The following is a 20,707-nucleotide window of genomic DNA, read 5'->3' on the forward strand; positions in this document are numbered from 1 at the left end:
GCCGCAGCGAAAGCGAGTCTGAATAGGGCGAATGAGTATGTGGTTGTAGACCCGAAACCGGGTGATCTACCCATGTCCAGGGTGAAGTCCAGGTAACACTGGATGGAGGCCCGAACCCACGCACGTTGAAAAGTGCGGGGATGAGGTGTGGGTAGGGGTGAAATGCCAATCGAACTCGGAAATAGCTGGTTCTCCCCGAAATAGCTTTAGGGCTAGCCTCGAGGGAAGAGTTTTGGAGGTAGAGCACTGATTGGACGAGGGGTCCCCACAGGATTACCGAATTCAGTCAAACTCCGAATGCCAAAAACTTATCCTCGGGAGTCAGACTGCGAGTGCTAAGATCCGTAGTCAAGAGGGAAACAGCCCAGACCATCAGCTAAGGTCCCAAAGTATACGTTAAGTGGAAAAGGATGTGGAGTTGCTTAGACAACCAGGATGTTGGCTTAGAAGCAGCCATCATTGAAAGAGTGCGTAATAGCTCACTGGTCGAGTGACTCTGCGCCGAAAATGTACCGGGGCTAAACGTATCACCGAAGCTATGGACAGACACCTTCGGGTGTCCTGTGGTAGGGGAGCGTTCCAAGGGCGTCGAAGCATGACCGGAAGGACATGTGGAGCGCTTGGAAGTGAGAATGCCGGTATGAGTAGCGAAAAGAGGGGTGAGAATCCCCTCCGTCGAAAGCCTAAGGTTTCCTGAGGAAGGCTCGTCCGCTCAGGGTAAGTCGGGACCTAAGCCGAGGCCGAAAGGCGTAGGCGATGGAAAACAGGTTGAAATTCCTGTACCACCACGTTTCCGTTTGAGTAATGGGGGGACGCAGTAAGGTAGGGTAAGCGCACCGTTGGTTGTGTGCGTCGAAGCAATTAGGCTGACAAGTAGGTAAATCCGCTTGTCGTGAAGGCTGAGTTGTGATCGCGAGGGAAATTTAGTACCGAAGTTCCCAATCCTACACTGCCAAGAAAAGCCTCTAGCGAGGAAGCTGGTGCCCGTACCGCAAACCGACACAGGTAGGCGGGATGAGAATTCTAAGACGCGCGGGAGAACTCTCGTTAAGGAACTCGGCAAAATGACTCCGTAACTTCGGGAGAAGGAGTGCTCTATTAGGGTGCAAGCCCGAGAGAGCCGCAGTGAATAGGCCCAAACGACTGTTTATCAAAAACACAGGTCTCTGCCAAGCCGCAAGGCGATGTATAGGGGCTGACACCTGCCCGGTGCTGGAAGGTTAAGAGGAGGGGTTATCCCGTAAGGGAGAAGCTCTGAATTGAAGCCCCAGTAAACGGCGGCCGTAACTATAACGGTCCTAAGGTAGCGAAATTCCTTGTCGGGTAAGTTCCGACCCGCACGAAAGGTGCAACGATTTGGGCACTGTCTCAACGAGAGACCCGGTGAAATTATATTACCAGTGAAGATGCTGGTTACCCGCGACAGGACGGAAAGACCCCATGGAGCTTTACTGTAGCTTGATATTGGATGTTGGAACAGCTTGTACAGGATAGGTAGGAGCCTTGGAAACCGGAGCGCTAGCTTCGGTGGAGGCATTGGTGGGATACTACCCTGGCTGTTTTGACATTCTAACCTCGGACCGTGATCCGGTTCAGGAACAGTGTCAGGTGGGCAGTTTGACTGGGGCGGTCGCCTCCTAAAGAGTAACGGAGGCGCCCAAAGGTTCCCTCAGAATGGTTGGAAATCATTCGTAGAGTGCAAAGGCATAAGGGAGCTTGACTGCGAGACATACAGGTCGAGCAGGGACGAAAGTCGGGCTTAGTGATCCGGCGGCACCGTATGGAAGGGCCGTCGCTCAACGGATAAAAGCTACCCTGGGGATAACAGGCTAATCTCCCCCAAGAGTCCACATCGACGGGGAGGTTTGGCACCTCGATGTCGGCTCGTCGCATCCTGGGGCTGAAGTAGGTCCCAAGGGTTGGGCTGTTCGCCCATTAAAGCGGCACGCGAGCTGGGTTCAGAACGTCGTGAGACAGTTCGGTCCCTATCCGTCGCGGGCGCAGGAAATTTGAGAGGAGCTGTCCTTAGTACGAGAGGACCGGGATGGACACACCGCTGGTGTACCAGTTGTTCCGCCAGGAGCATCGCTGGGTAGCTACGTGTGGAAGGGATAAGTGCTGAAAGCATCTAAGCATGAAGCCCCCCTCGAGATGAGATTTCCCATCACGTAAGTGAGTAAGATCCCTCAGAGAAGATGAGGTAGATAGGTCTCGTGTGGAAGCATGGCGACATGCGGAGCTGAGAGATACTAATCGATCGAGGACTTAACCAAATGTTTTACTCTAAGCAACGATTCTTTTCAGTCCATCACGTTATCCAGTTTTGAGAGGTCAACGACCACTCACTATGTCCAGTGACGATCGCGGAGAGGTCACACCCGTTCCCATGCCGAACACGGAAGTTAAGCTCTCCAGCGCCGATGATAGTTGGGGGTTTCCCCCTGTGAAAGTAGGACGCCGCTGGGCAATTAGGAAAAGACATTCTCTTTGGAGAGTGTCTTTTTTGTGGTTTTAAAGGGTTATCGGTCTATAATCTTGAGGGTAGGTGCTACGCTAGTAGCACCTACAAACGTCGCGGGAAGAAACAAGAGGCATGAGCGAGAATAAGATACTTTGAAAGGTGCTTCTACTATTTAGTGACATTCAAAGCAACGAAGAAGTGAAGATAGTAGATATGCTTGGCGTTTTCCGTCAGTGGGTGCAAATGTTTCAGGCTGAGAGTAGTTAACCAAGTAATTTAGAGACATTCAATACCGGTTTTTCATTGGAAGGTTACTATAGCTATAATATTTATACTAAGCAGCCTCATGATAGCAGAACAAAGTGCACCTACTTAAACAGTTCTTAAAAGCAATTGCTTGATAGATAAGAAAACTTTCCAGGATTCTAGTAAATAATAAACTATCCATCCTTGAAATGAAATGATACAGTGAAACAACCTCATGTTTCCAGTTAAAAAAGCTTGACGTGCGAGGAGATTTTAAGTAGATTGAGGAAAGTAATTGTTTTGATTTTGACATAAAGAAGGAAAGTGACACATGCGTATTTCATATTTTGATAATTTAAAAGTGTTTTTGATTTTTTTAGTGGTTACGGGTCATTTAATGGGACAGTTTTTAGGTAGAAGTGAATTCATAGATAGTTTGTATTTTTTTATAAATATATTCCATATGCCACTTTTTGTTTTTGTGGCAGGGTACTTCTCGAAAAACTTTGCTAGAAAAGACTATATCGGAAAATTGGCTATTAAGCTATTAATTCCGTACTTAATATTTCAATATATTTATACGACGTATTACAATTTGTATGGAGATGGCTTAGCTTATAATTTTTTAATTCCTAGGTGGGCGTTATGGTTTTTAATTAGTTTATTCTTCTGGAACCTATTGTTAATTGTGTTCAGTAGGTTTAAATACGGTTTGATTCTCTCTGTTGTAATAGGGGTATTTGCCGGATATGTGAATGAAATAAACGAAGTGTTAAGCATGTCACGAACATTCTTTTTCTTTCCATTCTTTATCCTAGGATATTATGCAAAGATGGATCATATTCTGGCTTTCAAAAAAAATATCTTTAAAGTGATAAGTGTTATTTGTTTAACTAGCTTACTATTTTTTATATATCAATATAACTTGATAGATCACGGACAATGGTTGATGGGAAAAAGAAGTTATGAGTTTATGTTAAATGGTGACATTAATTTAGCCTGGTTGTATAGAATGATCACGTATATGACAATGTTCGTCGTTTCATTTTCAGTCGTGCTTTTAATCCCTCAAAGAACATTAAGAGCATCAGAAATTGGTAAATACACGATGTATATTTACTTATTGCATTTATTTTTTATAAAACTAATCGTGGAATCCCCTATAAAAGAGCTTGTAATCCAAGAATCGATGTATGTCTTCTTGTTTATTATTCCATTTATGATTGTATGGTTTACGCAAAGTAAAGTGGTGAGAAAAATAACAAGTGGTTTAATCGAAGTGAAATTCTTAAAAAGGAAACATAAAACATCTTCTGTATAAAAGTGCTTAATGGTTTCCGTGATGGATGTCATATAATGAACATCATGCTAGCTTTTCAAAAGTAAAAGGACTCTTTCGTTTCGGGAAGAGTTTTTTTGCGTTTTATATATGTGTATGATGAGTACGCGCGTCCCCTAGACAATGGTAATGAAGCACAGAACCGTCCCCATGTTTCCTTAAATCGTGGGAAATAACTATACTGTTTGATTAAATATGAATAGATTGAATGAAGAAAACGAAAGGAGGAGATAAAATGATAAGAAGAGAATTTGACGATAATGGAAACCAAAGTTACTTTAAAGACTCTGAATCAAATGCTAGAGATTTAGAAGATTTAGCTGGTGTTTTTGAGGAAGAGTTCAAAGTCAGAGTCAATGCTTTTATTGACGGTAAAGATTTTTGCAATGCAGTCCGTCGTTGTCTATTAAAGGACCTTCTTGCAGGGGCTATGGATGAAAAAGACGATGATAAACGTAAGAAACACGGCTAGTTTTTAGATGTGAGGACAGGGCAATTATTGCCTTGTCCTCTTATTGGGTTTGTCTATAAATCGAAAACGTTTCTTGCTTGTTTATCTGTCTCGTATTTGAGTATGCAGTTTTTGGTACTATTTCGTAAATAGCTTAAATTCCGCCATTTAGATAAAGTTAAACCTTAATTAGTGTACTTCAATATATATAAATAACAACCAGCATTGTCGAATTAGCGAATCGTCTAAAGTTTAGCACATTTTTTTGATAGTAATTACAATTGCCCTTCCCTCCTTTTCTATCAGACATAGTATGCAGTATCAAACAATAAGGGGGTGTGAGATCAATGGGAGATTATAGAAGAAGAGATGATAACGATGTAGCAGGTATTTCTGATAAAAAGTTAAGACGTTTAGCAGATCTTTTAGATGAAGATTTCAAAGTACCTGTACGTGCAACCATTGATGGAGAAGATCTTTGCGATGCTGTTCGTCGTTGTTTAATCAAAGACCTTGTTGACGGTCTATTAGATGAAGAAGATAAACCGAAAAGACACAAGAAACACTTCTAGTTATTGGAGAACAATATTTAAGAGGTCAGGACAGTTATTGTCCGGGCCTCTTATTGTTGATAGATTATAGGGATTCTCGATTAATTGAAAACATCTATCGCAGTCTCGTATTTAATTCTGCAATTCCTGGTTTGATTCCGAAAATAGCTTCAATTTTTTCTCTATAAAAGATTACTATAATTTTTGTTTTTAGCACAGAACCGTCTCTATGTTTCCGCATATATTGCATTGACACAATAAGGGTTCAATAGTACTATTAGATTTATTGTGAATGATAATCATTATCAATCCGGGTTCATTTTTGGATGGTTATCATTGCTAGGTATACATAAGAGAGGGGAATTAATCATGGAAAGAAGAGCATCATTTTTTAGTGTTATTATCATTATGTTGTTAAGTATTTTGTCTGGTTGTGGATCTAATAATGAAGCAGCAAATGACCAAGCACAAGCGGAGGAAGAATCAATTCAAGTTGAAAACAGCAATGAAGAGGTTGATGAAGAAGATGTAGAATCGAGGGTTATTACTCACGAAATGGGTGACACGACTATTACAGGAACACCAACTAATGTTGTCGTACTCGAATTTTCATTTGTAGATGCATTAGCATCTTTAGGAATTTCTCCAATTGGAATTGCTGATGATGGTGATGAAGAACGGATAATCGGGCCTATTGCTGAAAAGATCAGCGACTACACTTCGGTTGGTGCTAGAAAAGAGCCTAGTTTAGAAGTTATTGCCAGTTTACAACCGGACTTAATTATCGCTGATTTAAATCGTCATAAAGATTCGTACGAAGAATTAAGTGAAATCGCACCTACAATTGTATTATCTAGTTTAAGTGCTAATTATGAAGAAAACGTTGAGTCGTTTCCCATCATAGCGGAAGCCTTAGGAGCAACAGAACTAGCTGACGAGCGTACGACTGATCACAACGAATTGTTAGCTGAACTGAAGTCTAAAGTTCCTTCTGATGAAAGCCGCACATTCTTACCGGCTGTAGTTACAGATACAGGATTTCACGCCCATTCATCTACATCATATACGGGGTCTTTACTTGAAACATTAGGATTAAAGAATGCGATTCAAGGTGAGGGAGTGGAAGATGCAACAAATAAGATTGATTTAGAAACACTGGTGGAGCATAACCCTGATATTATTTTTCTTATGACAGGGGATGAAGAAACAATTATCTCAGAATGGGAAGAAAACCCATTATGGGAAGAGATCAGTGCTGTGAAAAATGATCAGGTCTATAAAGTCGATCAGAACGAATGGTCACGTTTCCGAGGATTAATAGCTGCTGAATTAATCGTTCAAGATACTATTGACCTGTTATATGAGAACTAAATAATAATCCAAAAAAAGCGGATAAGCCGATCTTACCGCTTTTTTTATTTCAATGATGAACGAGTGAATTTCATCAATTGTTTCAACAAAGGATGTGCCTATATATGACTATTTCAGCAAAAAACCATCAATCCATCACGAAAAGTTCCAGGAATGAATTATTTCGTTTTTTACCACTTTTTGTTATAGGGATCTTCATCCTAGTCGTTGGAATTTTGATTAGTACATCCATTGGTATGGCAGATGTACGTTTTACTCATTTGATCGAATCTTTTTTTATTGGTGAGCTAACAAAAGAGCATTTAATTGCGCAAACTATTCGTTTACCAAGAGCTATTATTGCATGTCTTATTGGAGCAAGTTTAGCTATAGCGGGCGCGATCATGCAAGCAATCACCCGGAATCCCCTTGCGTCTCCACAAATTTTTGGAATTAATGCAGGAGCTTCTTTTGTAGTTGTGGCCTCTTCCATTTTCTTGACAGGAATTTCACCATATTCGATGGTTTATTTTGCTTTTTTAGGAGCAGCTTTAGGAGGAATGTTAGTTTATTACTTAGGTTCTTCCGGGGAGGGAATGACACCTGTCAAATTAGCCTTAGCTGGAATCTCTATTCACTTTTTTCTATCGGCAATAACCGAGGGACTCATTATATTTAACGAGGATACGACAGAAGGAATTCTTTTTTGGTTAGCGGGTTCAGTAGATAGTACAAGCTGGCAGGATGTAAGAATCATTTCCCCTTGGGTTCTTCTAGGGATAATCGGATCTTTTTTATTAGCTAGTTCTATTAATGTATTGAATCTTGGAGATGATGTTGCGAGTAGTTTGGGACAAAATACTGGTTGGATACGCGTGCTTTCAGGGTTACTCGTTGTTATTTTAGCAGGGTCTTCTGTTTCCATTGCGGGTCCTATTGGTTTTGTAGGATTAATTGTACCCCATATTACAAGGAATCTTGTAGGTATAGATTATCGATGGATTTTGCCTTTTTCCGCGTTATTTGGAGCTATACTCCTTATTTATGCGGATATTGTTGCACGTTTTATATCGTTTCCATATGAATCACCCGTTGGAATTGTGACAGCACTAGTAGGTGCCCCTTTCTTTTTTTACTTAATAAAAAGAGGGAGGAATTTATCATGATAAAAGACGAAGTGAACAAGGATATTACTAGAATAAAACGTATAACGCCTAAATGGCTGTTTATTATCTTGCCTGTAGCAATTATTATATTTTCTATCATAAGCACTGGGATAGGTGCTGTTTTTATTCATCCTTTAGATGTTTTAGCTGTGTTAGTGGGAACAGGGACAGAGATGGATACAATTCTCGTTGAAAAGTATCGAATTCCTAGAATCGTCTTAGCGCTTCTTGTTGGGGCAGGCTTATCTGTGTCGGGTACGATTTTACAAGGTATTATTCGAAATCCTTTGGCATCACCTGACGTCATCGGCATTACAAAAGGGGCTGGGCTGGCTGCGGTTGTGGTCATCATCCTTTTTCCGAATTCACCTACTTTTGTTTTACCGCTTGCTGCATTTTCTGGAGCACTGATCATTGCACTTATCCTTTATCTCTTAGTTTATAAACAAGGGATGCAGCCGACCACGTTAGCACTGGGAGGAGTTGCTCTTGGGGCTTTATGTAATGCTGGGATTCAGTACTTTATGATTAAGTTCCCTCTAGAAATAAATGCTGCTCTCATTTGGCTAACTGGTAGTCTATGGTCTAGTAGGTGGGAACAGATTTATGGCGTTTTCCCTTGGATTATCATTTTGCTACCCTTGTCGATGATTTTAGCGACCAAACTTGATATTTTAAATTTTGGTGATGATGTAGCAATAGGGCTAGGTTTAGGGGTAGTGCGTGTTCGGTTGCTTTTATTGTTCATTGCGGTTGCGCTAGCTGCTGCATGCGTGGCAGCTATTGGTTCCATTGGTTTTGTTGGGTTAATCGCTCCTCATGTGGCAAGAAAGTTAGTAGGTGCTAAACATAAACTTTTGATTCCTATGTCAGCAATGACAGGTTCTTTGTTAGTAGTGGTGGCCGACTCTATTGGACGCGGATTAATACCACCAAAGGAAATTCCTGTTGGAATCGTTGTAGCAGTAATAGGGGCACCTTATTTTTTATATCTTTTGCGTAAAGAAAGTAAGAATTTATAACGATATGGAACGACATTAGATGTGGTTTAAAATTTTGCTAGAGAGGGAGATAAGCATGGAGAAAAGGATATCTGCAATAGCAAAGGTTATACGCGAACGGAGATCAATTAAGAGTGGTTATGTAGACAAAGAAGTTTCACAAGAGTTAGTAATGAATTTATTAAAAGATGCTGTATGGGCACCTAACCATGGACTACGGGAACCTTGGCGATTTATATTTGTACCAACTGATAAAAAGAGTAAGTTTATTGAAGAAATAGTTGATACTTTACCAGAAGAACTGAAAGAAAATAGGAGAAACTATTTGAGTCAACCAGCGGCTTTTCTTATTATTGTCATGAAAGAAGAGTGACAACAAAAGCAATGGGAGGAGAACTTTGGCGCGGTAAGCTCTTTAATTCAAAACTTTCAATTGCTTGCTTGGGAACAAGAGCTTGGTGTTGTCTGGAAAACAAACCCACATATATACGATCCGAAAGTATATCAACTTTTAGATGTACAACCAGGCGAGAAAATTGTTGGGTTTTTACATTTAGGTTATTTTGAGAGTATACCAACATCAAAGCCACGGACATCAATAGAAGAAAAATTTACTGTTTTCAAAGGCAAGTAGAGTAGGTGTTCAGGAAAACAATTTGATGTGTAGGTTCAGTGGAATTCTGGTATTAAGGATAAAAAAACATAAGCTCGTGGTGGCATTTCTGCAATAAAGCAGGATGCTTTCACAAGATAAGCGTTTATAAAATTATCGGTTTTTTAGAGATTGTTGTTTTCGTCGAATAGAGGCTCGCGGACCGGAACATACGTGTAACCCTGCAAATGAAAAGGAAGCACAGAACCGTCCCCCATGTTTCCCTTGATAAATAGTCATAAATGATTTACACTGATATTTAATTAAAAAAATATAGTGATAGACTTCTTATCCAGAGTGGTGGAGGGACAGGCCCTTTGATACCCAGCAACCATTAAATCAATGATCGATTGATTTAAACGGTGCCAATTCCTGCAAGGATCGTTAACAATGATCCTTGGAAGATGAGAGTAATCGTATATACATATACGAGAACCTCTCTTAAACTTAGAGAGGTTTTTCTTATGGAGAGAAGATTTATCGCTCAAAAAGGGGCGAATTAGAATGGAAAAAGTAGTATTTGGAGCAGGTTGTTTTTGGGGTGTCGAAGCATTTTTTGAAAGTATTCGCGGAGTGGAAGCAACAAAAGTAGGCTATTCCGGTGGTCATGTGGAGAATCCATCTTATGAAGAAGTGAAAACAGGCACAACTGGTCATGCAGAGGTAATTGAAGTATTATATAATCCATGGAAAATATCTTATGAAGAGCTAGTGAGTAAGTTTTTTGAATGTCATAATCCGACAACCCGTAACCGTCAAGGGATAGATATTGGCACTCAATATCGTTCCGTGATTTTCTTTCAAAACCGGCAGCAATTAGAAATTGCGAGCACTAAAAAAGCCGAGTTAAATGACGTGGGCAGTAAAGAGATTGTCACTGAACTTAGTCCTTTACAACCGTTTTATCCAGCAGAAGAGTATCATCAAAAATATTTTCAAAAAAATAATGTGGTTGCTTGTGGGATATAAAGAGATTCAAAAGGGGGAATGAGTCAGTTGAGCTTGTTCTCCTTTTTTCTATGTACGAATATTCACTGGATACTAAAGCAATAGATGAAGATGTGCAAAGAATACCCTGAATTGAATGGGTCCTATTTTTATGGTCTGTAATTGGGATTTTATGTTAAAATTAACAAAGTGAGTTTTTCAGGATAGCTACTTTTAGAAGAATCCATTGCAGTTAAGAGGTAATACTTCATTTTGAAGTGGGAGGGAAAAGATGGTTCCTACATTAGAGACTAAACGATTGTTATTAAGAGAAATTTCAATGGATGATGCGGAAGAAGATAGCTAGGATTATATAATACTAAAATAATTTAGAGCTCTCCTTGCTTAACCTTTGTGTTGCGATTTTTGAGGGGTGTTGATATCGTATGATCAAAAATATATTTCGAGGAATGGCTATAGGAATTACCGAAACTGTTCCTGGTGTGAGCGGCAGTACAATTGCAATGATTTTAGGTATTTATGAAAAGCTCATCTATTCTCTCAGTATTTTAACTAGCCATGAAAGAAAAGAGGCAATGCCCTTTTTAATAACCTTTGGTTTGGGGATGGTCATCGGTTTTGCTTTATCTATAAACATTATAAACTATTTATTACATACTTACCGGACACCTACGCTCATGTTTTTTGTTGGAATCATTGTTGCTTTTATACCTTTTCTATGGAAAGAAGCTAATAATCATGCTAAAACAAATTTGACGATGAAACACTACCTCATTATTACTCTATTTGTATGCCTGGTTGTTTTAGGTCAGCTGTTAGGCGGATCGAACACTTTGGAAATGTCTAACCTTTCATTAGGTAATTATTTATTCCTTGTGTCCGCGGGTTTTATTGCAAGTACAGCACTTGTACTACCTGGTATAAGTGGAGCTTTAATGTTAACTATATTAGGTATTTATGAAATAGCTACCGCCGCTGTTATTTCATTATACATTAGTTAGATGACCAATTTATATTTGACTTGGTCTTTTTCTAATTGTCTATATATAAAGGATGTTAACATATTGTAAAAAACAATATAGCGAATTATTGATTATTTCTTGCAATCAAGTGATTTTTTTAGTATTATCGTTTCATAGCTAACGATTATGAAAATTCAAAAGGTGGTGGATCACGATACATTCATTTAATGATCTGGGAGAGTTGCTGGAAGAAGAGAAGGACACGATCAACCGCTTATCTAAAATGCCGTTGGGTTCACTTGATTTGGATGCTGTTTCCGTCGTTACGAACATATACCGGGTTGCACAAGGGTTAAGAAATAAAATGGAACGCGAAGTATTATCGAAATACGGACTATCGTGGACATCTTTTTCGATACTTTATGATTTGTCTATTTGGAAGGCAATAGAAACAAAAAAGTTAGCAGAATCTGCGGCGGTATCAAAAGCCACAATAAGTAATATAACAAAAACATTAGAAAAAAAAGAACTTTGTTATCGAAAAACGGATACGAGAGACAGAAGAATTACCTATGTAATGATTACAGCTAAAGGGATACAAGTAATGGAAGAATTATACCCTGAATTTCATAAAAGGGAAGTTGAAATTGTCTCTGGTTTAACTGTAAATGAACAGAAAAGTGTCACTGAATTGCTAAGGAAAGTTATCAGGAAAAATCAGTTTTAGTTTTGATACAAATGAATAGTGTAAAAAGTGATGATAGGAAAATAGTAGGGCTTACCTCCCTGTTTCAGAGAGTCGATGGTTGGTGTGAATCGATGCAAAGGTAATACGAATTACATTCCTAGAGCTTTCTTTGTAAAACTTCAATTGCAAAGAACGGACGAGCCGTTAATCGTGAGTGGAAGACCAGATTCTTTAAGAAGGGTGGAACCGCGTGATAAAATCACGTCCCTTTATGAAGGGTGTGGTTTTTAATTTACAGATAAGAAAGTATAAGTTGACAGCTATCTTTACGCCACGCGTGTCAAGGGAAACCCACCTCCTTTCGAGTAGCACCTACACGCACTTCGTAGGTGCTACTCGGGGGTGGCGAAAGATATGCTGTATTTAATAAAAGACGCTACGCGTTTTTCTTAGGAGGTTATGTAGATGGAAAATGTAATGGAACAACTGAATGTTGAACAAACAGCGGAAGTAAAAAGGCAAATGACGTTTTACAAGCAAGGTGTAAAAGAGATTATTCCTACAGAGGAGTTAGAGGTGAAGGTGGCACATTCCGTAATCAAGAATCAGCCACTTAAAATAAAATTAGGATTAGATCCATCAGCTCCAGATGTCCATTTAGGTCATACAGTAGTTTTAAATAAGCTTAGACAGTTTCAAGATAACGGACACATCATTCAATTGCTGATTGGTGATTTTACAGGAAAGATTGGAGATCCAACAGGGAAGTCTGTTGCTAGAAAACAATTAACAGATGAGGAAGTAAAGCATAATGCAAAGACGTACTTCGAACAATTTGGCAAGATTGTTGATATGGAAAAAGTAGAGCTTCATTTTAATTCTAAGTGGCTTTCTAAATTAAATTTTGAAGATGTGAACCAGCTGGCTGGGAAAATTACCGTTGCAAGGCTGATGGAAAGGGATGATTTTGAAGAACGCATGGCTCTTGGAAAACCCATATCACTGCATGAATTCTTCTACCCGTTAATGCAAGGCTATGATTCCGTGGAATTAGAATGTGATATTGAGCTTGGAGGAACGGACCAGCATTTTAACATTCTTATGGGAAGACATTTCCAAGAGAAATACGGTAAAAATAAACAAGTGGCGATGTTAATGCCATTATTAGAAGGCCTTGACGGTGTAGAAAAAATGTCTAAATCAAAGAAAAACTACATTGGTATTGATGAAAAGGCTCAAGAGATGTACGGGAAGACAATGTCTATCCCCGATGTATTAATAGGTAAATACTTTGAACTAGTAACAGATTTTTCACCTGAACAGGTAAACGAAATAAAAGCTGAGTTAGAATCAGGTAAATTACATCCAAGGGATGCAAAAATGTTATTAGGAAAGACCATCGTGCGTATGTACCACGGAGAAGAAGAAGCTGAAAAGGCAGAACAGCATTTTATCTCTGTTTTTCAACAAAGATCGTTACCTGACGACATTCCAGTAGTTGAATGGAATGGAAATAATGAAATGCCTATCTTAGATCTTCTTGTTGAGTTGCAGTTGTTAAGTTCTAAAAGTGAGGCCCGCAAAATGATTGATAATAGGGGTGTCAAACTTAATGGAAAAACGATAGAAGATACTAAAATACAGCTTACAATGATTGAAGATTTAATTGTTCAGGTAGGTAAACGTAAATTCGTAAAAATAAAGCTCTAAATCCACGAGGGGTTATCATCCCTCGATTAATTTTATGAAATATAAAAGAGATAGCAGGTGTAAATATGCAAAAAGTTATTTTCATAGATGTTGATGGGACGCTCGTTAATGATCATGGTGTGATTCCAGAATCAGCAAAGCTTGCGATCCGAAAAGCTAGGGATAACGGTCACCTTGTTTTTATATGTACAGGTCGGTCAAAAGCTGAGCTATTTCCCGAAATACTAGAAGCTGGATTTGATGGTATTATTGGCGCAGCTGGGGGATATATCGAAGTAGGCAGTGAAATTATATTACACGAACAAGTGAAAAAAGAGGATGTCGAACACCTCGTACAATTTTTTACCGAACACGAGATAGATTTTTATTTAGAATCAAATGGAGGTTTATTTGCGAGTAAACATTGCAAAAAACGTATCGGTAGCCTTATACAAAACTTATTAGCTGAAAAACCTGAAGATAAAGAGGAAATTGAAAAGGGATTGCAGCCATTTCATGATTGTTTAATTGAGGGAGAAGATTTAGTAAGAGAGGACATTAATAAGATATCCTTTTTAGGTTCAAATTTACCTCTTGAGAGAATAACTCAAGAATTTGCCTCAACATTCAATGTAATTCCTAGTACAGTGCCTTCATTCGGCAATAATAGTGGGGAATTATCTGTTCCTGGGATCCATAAAGCAACAGCCATTGCAAAGTTGCTACAGCATTTAACAATGGATAAAATAGATACCTTTGCATACGGAGATGGTTTGAATGATTTAGAAATGCTTGAATTTGTTCAACATGGTATTGCCATGGGTAACGCAAAAGATGCCATTAAAAAAGTAGCTGACGATATTACCGATACACACGATGAGAATGGTATTTATAATAGTTTTAAAAAATATGGTTTGATATAAAAATCATTTGAGTAGTCCTGTTCTAGCCCTTTGGGAGTGCACGAATAGTGATTCAAAATATTTATTGTGGCAAGTGATTAGTTTTATATTAGGGTTTAAAATGATTACCTATTGAAAACAAAGGTTGATCTAAAATGTCTTTCAAATTGCAAGATAATTTGAGAGGCATTTTTTATTTGTGGAGTTTGAATGAGATTACCAAGGTAGTAGTATATCATAATGATTAGACAAATATGGCAAATGGGTATTTATGTTAAAATTGGTGGAGAGGTAAAAATAGGATTGTCGAGTGAAAAAGGGGGAACTTATGAAATTACCAACCTGTTGGTCGTGTTCTTACGGTTTTAAATGGAGCGAATTACTAATTGTTATGGATGGGAGAAAACAATGCCCTCATTGCTCTAGTAAACAATACTTTACTGCTCATAGTATTTTCAAGTCAAGTGTCGTTGCTGTTCCTTTAGTGTTTATCCCGTTTATCTTAAAGCTATTAAATACTTCCTGGACGATGATGATTTTTATAGCTTTTCTTTTACTCATGATTTATATTGTTTGTTTACCTTTCCTATATGAATTTACTAACGAGCAACAGCATTTTTTTAAGTGATAAGAATTTATATAATTGGCAGCTACCTTCACACCGCGCGTATCAAGGTAAACCCATTCTCCTATCGAGTAGCACCTACACGGACTACGTAGGTGCTACTCGCGGCGGTTGAAGCTGACGCTGCATTTAATAAAAGACGGCTATGCCGTTTTTCTTAAGTGAGTTCATAAAAAACTTTGAATATTTAGAAGTTAGGGAGGTAGACATTGTGGATAGTACGATGAAAAAAGAATTCGAAAGATCAAAGTCAAAGGATAAAGTAGAACGCTATGAAGCGTACCACAATATTTTAAAAGCAACCGAACAAGAAGTAGATTGGGCCTATGAAATTTGGGAGCAATTGCTAGAGGATTTAACACATAAAGACAACCATCAACGCTCTAGAGCTGCACAATATTTGGCCAATCTAGCGATAAGCGATCCAGAGAAGAGAATGATAAAAGACTTTCCTCGGCTGTGGGAAGTAACCAAAGATGAAAAGTTTGTTACTGCAAGGCATTGCCTACAATCTATTTGGAAAGTAGGACTTGCTGGGACTGCACAAAAAGAGATGGTCATGGAATATATGGTTGATCGTTTTGAAAATGGAACAGATGAAAAAAATTATACTTTAATTCGTTCAGATATTCTGCAAAACATGAGATATTTATACGATACCTTAGAAGATGAGGACATAAAAGTAAAAGCTATGCAGGTAATTGAAACAGTGGATGAGAGTAAATATAAGAAAAAATATGCAAGTATATGGAAATGAACCAAAAGAGATAATTATGTTTATATAGACGACCGTAACCCTCCGCTATATTCATATGCAGCGGAGGAAAGGAAAGAGGCTGTTAATACTCTAAGGGGGTTTCAATGGCACAATACACAGGATTTGTTATAACATTGGGGTTCATATTTATCATCGTGATTTTCAACAAATATATGTTTTGGTGGGGCAAAAGCGTAATTATTACTTATTATTTGGTCGTTTCCTATTTTTTTATAACGGTTAAGAACAGAATTGATGAAAAATATGAGGACATTCTCCCTGTTCCAGAGGAATATTGGGATCAAAATACAGGATGGGTTGGCACGATAACTAATTATCTATTTTTACCTTTAATAGGTATCATCGTTTTTATTTATTTCAGGTGGTTTACCAAGGCTCGCACTAAAAAGGGGAAGGTACTTATTTTATTAAGTGTCATTCCTGCAACTGTCGTCTATGTTTTATTTAGCTTCTTGTTTTCTTTCGTGTACGGATACAGACCTTAAGATTAATTTAAGCGCGGAAAACTGGTTATAGAAAAGTGGTTATAAAGATAAAAATGGATTGGAGTTTTAATGATGAGAAAAGTAATTTTAGCAGGAGGAACAGGTTTCATAGGTGAATATTTTAAAACTAAATTTGACGAGCTTGGATATGACGTGAAAATTATATCGAGACAACCTCAGTACATTTCCTGGGATGATACATCTGGAATAATAGAAGCATTAGAAGGTGCAGAACTTCTGGTTAATCTGGCTGGAAAATCAGTGAATTGCCGATATAATGAAGAAAATAAAAAGGAAATCATAAATTCAAGGGTCAAGACAACTACTATTCTTGGAGAGTGTATATTGGCTTGCGAAAAACCACCTGAAGTTTGGATGAATTCGAGCACAGCTACTATTTATCGACACGCGGAAGATCGTCCGATGTCAGAAGAAAATGGGGAGATAGGTTCAGGATTTTCAGTTGATGTTGCTTTACACTGGGAGAAAACTTTCTTTGCATATGACTTACCAAAAACAAGAAAAGTCGCTCTCCGCACTGCTATTGTACTCGGTAAAGAGGGAGGAGTCATGACTCCATATCGAAACTTAGTGAAGTTTGGGCTTGGTGGTATCCAGGGAACAGGAAAACAAAAATTTAGCTGGATCCACATAGAAGATCTATTGCAAATTGTGCTTTTTCTAAAGGGAAGAGAGGATCTTAGTGGCGTATTTAATTGTTCGTCGCCAAATCCTGTAACTAATCAAGAGCTTATGAAATCATTACGAACGGAAATGAATAAGTCGTTTGGTTTACCTGCCCCAAAATGGATACTGGAAATAGGATCGGCTATGATAAGGACGGAAACAGAACTGGTTTTGAAAAGCCGCTGGGTTATTCCAGAACGACTGGAACGAGAAGGATTCACGTTTACTTTCAATACACTTCATAAGACGTTGCAGGACGTTTTATAATAAATCAAAACATTACTCCTTTGAAGAAATTACATACTTGTGTACAGGGAGCAAATAGTTATAGAGTCCTGTGAGAGCCTGGAGAATGACTAGAAAATGACAAGGTTTAAGAGGCTTAATTGTCAGGATTTAAAGATTCATTCAGCCAGAATAATTTATAACAAGTGGTATAAAAAGTGTTAGGAATGCCTCTTAAATTAAATGTTGATTTGGTAGGCATTTTGATTCGTTTATAAGATTTTCGGTATAGGCTGATATTTGTATAATGAGTGAAAAGGGTAATTGGTTATTTATGTTAAAATTAGTGTAGAGGAACACAGACATTGTGAAAAGATATTAATCTAGTGATATTCTTTATTTGTAGTCTATTATCTTTTTTAACATTCCGTGAAATAACTCCTGTCAGGAGGAATATAAGTGAAAAAATATCTATTTGTGATTACATTTTTTAGTATTTTTTTGTTTGGATGTCAACAGGGGGCTCTTACAAATGGTAATGATTCTACAAAAGATAGAGTCTATAGCAGCTTATGGGATGAGAATAGTATCAATGTCAAACAGAAAAAAGACAACGGGAACTACGCTACAATAAATGAAATTCAGGCGAATGATCAAGTGGAAACTCTTATTGAAGCTTTGAAAAACGCTGACTGGCAGGAAAATGTGGAAGTGGATATTGGTCCCCCTGATTTTCGCTTTACTTGGAATTCATATAATCACAGCGTTAGGAGAAACCGAGATTATAATAGAATAGAATTAAAAATTGAGGGACAATCGAATTACGGAACATTGTCTAAAAACTCTTCTGAAATTGTATATGAGATCCTAACAGATAAAAAATGGGAAGCTGAATAGTATTGGGAGCAGAGGTGTTGAAGAAATAAGAAGGGTAAGATTTTTATGCAAACAATTTTAACGAACATAGCAATTGCTATAGTGACAGTTTTTATATTAGTTTATGTAGTAGATAATCTGATGATTGGAATTATTCCTTTAGTTAGTCTCTGGGTAGTCAATAATTATATTCGAGAATTGGAAATGAAAACGAAAGTTGATATAAAAATGAAAAAAATAGGGACTATCTGTTATTTTTTTACTGTAATTATAGGCTTTTTAATATTCTTCTTATAGGTCAAGTTAAGTTGCTAGATAGTACCAGTTCCTGTTTACCTCGTTATTGGGAGCGGATTATATTCGTGCACGATAACTGTATTTTTTTACTCTAAATTGGAGGAGATATGTTTGATAGTAGAAGCCGTAATGTTAAATGTTAAGCGAGGAATGGAAGATGATTACGAGGAAGCATTTAGGGAAGCCGCAAAAATCATTTCATCTAGGAAAGGTTACATATCTCACGAATTACAGCGATGCCTAGAAGTGAAAGGGAAATATTTACTGTTAGTGAAGTGGGAAACATTAGATGATCATACAGTTGGATTTAGACAATCGGAAGAGTATCAAGAGTGGAAGAGGCAATTGCATCATTTCTATGATCCATTTCCAACAGTGGAACATTTTGAAAAAGTACCTGTTTCATAGTTTGACGGAATTGGGGGGGGATTTGTCGGTGTAAATTAACTCGTATCTTATTCAATTTGCCGTTACAGCAATCGTTATTGGAGGAACTTTTACCATTCGATATTTCAGAACTGGTGAACTTTTATTGGACCAAATTATTGGCGTTATAGTAGGTGCTGTTCTATTGGTTTCTTTACTGGCTTGGAAAAGTATATAAGTAATTCCGATATACAAATGGTGTGCCTTTGCCTGGTGTTAGTGTTTTATTAAAGGGGGGATTGGATGAATAGTAATAAAGAAACTCCTGAAAGACGGCGAGAGAGAATGAGACAAGAAGAATTAAAACGAAACCCAACTGGAAATATGGTAGATGCTGCTAACAGAGCCCAATCTGGTGGTCTAATAGATTTAGTCAATAGCCTTGGTTGGAAAGGAACAGGCATACTTATTATTGTTATCATTCTAGGTTATTTAATTGTATCCTTCTTCTTTTAACAGTGGAGAATAATAACGGTTCTCTGTGTTTTCCTTAGCTTTTTCTTGGTTTAGTGTTAGGGTTTAACAATCTAGTTTTTAGAGTGATTTATAGGTTGAGGGGGATTTTTAATGGCCACTAAAACAAATAGTAATGCTGTTATTTCTTTAACTGTGGGGATTCTTTCGATAATTTTACCTATCATTGGCTTAGTCTTCGGCGTAATTGGGATTGTGACAGCGAGAAAAGCTGTGAAAGAAATAGAAAAATCAAGTGACGTTGGTGAAAGATTAGCAACGTCCGGTTTAATTTGCAGTTCGGTTGGAATTTTCATTCAATTAGTTGGGGTGTTAGGAATTATCATGTTTAACTTTTCTAGTGGAGGATGATGTTTGGTTATCGGGAGGAAAGATTGGCCATCAAGATATTAACTTGACGAACTGGTTCACCTCGCGCTTTAGTGAAAGCAACTTATAAGTTACAGAATCTAGTTAAAAATTGAATAGTCTAAAACTATAGAGCATTTCTGGCTAATGAGAAATGCTTTTTGTCTTTTTCGGGAGATAAATTGACAGCTCTTTTTAATAAAAAGACGTTATGTGTTTTTCTTATTAACAATAGAAACACAATACAAATCAACATTAATTTATTGTTAAACGATAAAATTTGTGGTAAAGTCAAATTTAATAATAAATAAGTGAGGTGCTTATTATGAAACGAGGAACAACACTGTTTTTAAGAATTGCTTTGATTATTATTGGAATTCCAGTTCTTGCTTTGTGCCTATTTTTGGTGCCTGAGATAGCGAATTTTGCAGCAGAATTGTATCCGGATATTGCTTATATAAAATATCTTATTTTCATCGATTTGTATGCAACGGCGATACCTTTTTACTTTGCTCTGTACCAAGCTTTTAAACTTTTAAGCTATATTGACAAGAATAAAGCTTTCTCGGAATTATCTGTAAGAGCTTTAAAGGTTATAAAATACTGCGCCTTCACAATCAGTCTCTTATATGTGGTAGGCATGCCACTTTTCTTTCTCATAGCGGAGAAAGACGACGCCCCAGGTATCATACTACTTGGAATGGTCATGATTTTTGCTTCCATGGTGATTGCAGTCTTTGCTGCTGTTCTTCAAAAGCTGTTAAAAAATGCTATAGATATAAAATCAGAAAATGATTTAACGGTATGAGGTGAATAAGATGGCGATTATTATCAATATTGATGTGATGCTTGCTAAAAGGAAAATGAGCGTGACAGAACTATCAAATAGAGTTGGAATCACGATGGCTAATCTATCTATATTAAAAAATGGAAAGGCAAAGGCGGTTCGGTTATCAACGTTAGAAGCAATTTGCAAGGCTTTGGAATGTCAACCTGGAGATATTCTTGAATATCAAAGTGAAATGGACAATCAACAACATTAAGACAACAGAACTTTTTTAGAAAGTGAGTGTTACATTA

Annotated in this window: 21 protein-coding genes, 2 rRNA genes, 1 pseudogene, 1 riboswitch and 1 other annotated feature (1 of these 26 running past the window's edge); all 24 genes and pseudogenes read left to right on the plus strand. The window is 37.8% G+C overall.

Going from position 1 to position 20,707, the window contains the following annotated elements:
• Window positions 1-2,273, plus strand: a 23S ribosomal RNA gene (locus CEF18_RS05165) (it extends 238 nt beyond the left edge of the window).
• A 77-nt stretch (window positions 2,274-2,350) separates the two neighbouring features.
• Window positions 2,351-2,466 (plus strand): 5S ribosomal RNA (rrf, locus tag CEF18_RS05175).
• A 572-nt stretch (window positions 2,467-3,038) separates the two neighbouring features.
• The gene (locus CEF18_RS05180; RefSeq protein WP_110935500.1) at window positions 3,039-4,028 is read left to right on the plus strand and encodes an acyltransferase family protein; all 990 of its coding nucleotides are present in this window, start codon (window positions 3,039-3,041) and stop codon (window positions 4,026-4,028) included.
• A gap of 253 nt (window positions 4,029-4,281) precedes the next feature.
• Window positions 4,282-4,518 (plus strand): hypothetical protein, encoded by a 237-nt coding sequence (locus CEF18_RS05185; protein ID WP_110935501.1) that lies wholly within the window; start codon window positions 4,282-4,284, stop codon window positions 4,516-4,518.
• Between the two features lie 326 nt (window positions 4,519-4,844).
• A complete protein-coding gene (locus CEF18_RS05190; protein ID WP_110935502.1) occupies window positions 4,845-5,069 on the plus strand; it encodes a hypothetical protein in 225 nt (74 codons plus the stop codon).
• A gap of 348 nt (window positions 5,070-5,417) precedes the next feature.
• Complete coding sequence (locus CEF18_RS05195) at window positions 5,418-6,419, plus strand: ABC transporter substrate-binding protein (RefSeq protein WP_110935503.1); 1,002 nt, start codon at window positions 5,418-5,420, stop codon at window positions 6,417-6,419.
• A gap of 134 nt (window positions 6,420-6,553) precedes the next feature.
• Window positions 6,554-7,564 carry a FecCD family ABC transporter permease gene (locus tag CEF18_RS05200; RefSeq protein ID WP_407690410.1) on the plus strand — a complete coding sequence of 337 codons (1,011 nt, stop codon included), beginning with the start codon at window positions 6,554-6,556 and terminating at the stop codon, window positions 7,562-7,564.
• Window positions 7,561-8,586 (plus strand): FecCD family ABC transporter permease, encoded by a 1,026-nt coding sequence (locus tag CEF18_RS05205; RefSeq protein ID WP_110935505.1) that lies wholly within the window; start codon window positions 7,561-7,563, stop codon window positions 8,584-8,586. Before CEF18_RS05200 ends, CEF18_RS05205 begins: the two co-directional genes overlap by 4 nt.
• 55 nt (window positions 8,587-8,641) lie before the next feature.
• Window positions 8,642-9,199, plus strand: a pseudogene (locus CEF18_RS05210) (nitroreductase family protein).
• A 303-nt stretch (window positions 9,200-9,502) separates the two neighbouring features.
• A riboswitch (SAM riboswitch) is annotated at window positions 9,503-9,628 on the plus strand.
• Window positions 9,629-9,721: 93 nt separating this feature from the next.
• On the plus strand, window positions 9,722-10,186 hold the full coding sequence (gene msrA, locus CEF18_RS05215) for a peptide-methionine (S)-S-oxide reductase MsrA (protein ID WP_110935506.1): 465 nt from the start codon (window positions 9,722-9,724) through the stop codon (window positions 10,184-10,186).
• Between the two features lie 404 nt (window positions 10,187-10,590).
• Entirely contained in the window at window positions 10,591-11,166 is a 576-nt protein-coding gene (locus CEF18_RS05220) for a DUF368 domain-containing protein (protein WP_110935507.1), read from the plus strand.
• 244 nt (window positions 11,167-11,410) lie between these two features.
• Window positions 11,411-11,854, plus strand: a complete 444-nt coding sequence (locus tag CEF18_RS05225; protein WP_110937598.1) for a MarR family transcriptional regulator — start codon at window positions 11,411-11,413, stop codon at window positions 11,852-11,854.
• 21 nt (window positions 11,855-11,875) lie between these two features.
• Window positions 11,876-12,087, plus strand: a binding site (T-box leader).
• Window positions 12,088-12,280: 193 nt separating this feature from the next.
• Window positions 12,281-13,525 (plus strand): tyrosine--tRNA ligase, encoded by a 1,245-nt coding sequence (gene tyrS / locus CEF18_RS05230; RefSeq protein WP_110935508.1) that lies wholly within the window; start codon window positions 12,281-12,283, stop codon window positions 13,523-13,525.
• Window positions 13,526-13,590: 65 nt separating this feature from the next.
• Complete coding sequence (locus tag CEF18_RS05235) at window positions 13,591-14,427, plus strand: HAD family hydrolase (protein WP_110935509.1); 837 nt, start codon at window positions 13,591-13,593, stop codon at window positions 14,425-14,427.
• Window positions 14,428-14,734: 307 nt separating this feature from the next.
• The gene (locus tag CEF18_RS05240) at window positions 14,735-15,034 is read left to right on the plus strand and encodes a TIGR04104 family putative zinc finger protein (RefSeq protein WP_110935510.1); all 300 of its coding nucleotides are present in this window, start codon (window positions 14,735-14,737) and stop codon (window positions 15,032-15,034) included.
• 208 nt (window positions 15,035-15,242) lie between these two features.
• Window positions 15,243-15,788 (plus strand): hypothetical protein, encoded by a 546-nt coding sequence (locus CEF18_RS05245; RefSeq protein ID WP_110935511.1) that lies wholly within the window; start codon window positions 15,243-15,245, stop codon window positions 15,786-15,788.
• A gap of 104 nt (window positions 15,789-15,892) precedes the next feature.
• Window positions 15,893-16,294 (plus strand): hypothetical protein, encoded by a 402-nt coding sequence (locus tag CEF18_RS05250; protein ID WP_110935512.1) that lies wholly within the window; start codon window positions 15,893-15,895, stop codon window positions 16,292-16,294.
• Between the two features lie 69 nt (window positions 16,295-16,363).
• Window positions 16,364-17,248 (plus strand): TIGR01777 family oxidoreductase, encoded by an 885-nt coding sequence (locus CEF18_RS05255; protein ID WP_110935513.1) that lies wholly within the window; start codon window positions 16,364-16,366, stop codon window positions 17,246-17,248.
• A gap of 417 nt (window positions 17,249-17,665) precedes the next feature.
• On the plus strand, window positions 17,666-18,103 hold the full coding sequence (locus CEF18_RS05260) for a hypothetical protein (RefSeq protein ID WP_110935514.1): 438 nt from the start codon (window positions 17,666-17,668) through the stop codon (window positions 18,101-18,103).
• 387 nt (window positions 18,104-18,490) lie between these two features.
• Window positions 18,491-18,787, plus strand: coding sequence for an antibiotic biosynthesis monooxygenase family protein (locus CEF18_RS05270; protein ID WP_110935516.1), 297 nt, complete (start codon window positions 18,491-18,493; stop codon window positions 18,785-18,787).
• 261 nt (window positions 18,788-19,048) lie between these two features.
• Complete coding sequence (locus CEF18_RS05275; RefSeq protein ID WP_110935517.1) at window positions 19,049-19,261, plus strand: DUF6366 family protein; 213 nt, start codon at window positions 19,049-19,051, stop codon at window positions 19,259-19,261.
• 111 nt (window positions 19,262-19,372) lie between these two features.
• A complete protein-coding gene (locus CEF18_RS05280) occupies window positions 19,373-19,630 on the plus strand; it encodes a DUF4190 domain-containing protein (protein ID WP_110935518.1) in 258 nt (85 codons plus the stop codon).
• A gap of 322 nt (window positions 19,631-19,952) precedes the next feature.
• Window positions 19,953-20,435 (plus strand): DUF2975 domain-containing protein, encoded by a 483-nt coding sequence (locus CEF18_RS05285; RefSeq protein WP_110935519.1) that lies wholly within the window; start codon window positions 19,953-19,955, stop codon window positions 20,433-20,435.
• 10 nt (window positions 20,436-20,445) lie between these two features.
• Window positions 20,446-20,670, plus strand: a complete 225-nt coding sequence (locus CEF18_RS05290) for a helix-turn-helix domain-containing protein (RefSeq protein WP_110935520.1) — start codon at window positions 20,446-20,448, stop codon at window positions 20,668-20,670.
• Window positions 20,671-20,707: the final 37 nt, after the last annotated feature.

The organism is Salipaludibacillus neizhouensis, from assembly GCF_002886185.1.
In the GTDB taxonomy this organism is placed as follows: Bacteria; Bacillota; Bacilli; order Bacillales; family Salisediminibacteriaceae; genus Salipaludibacillus; species Salipaludibacillus neizhouensis.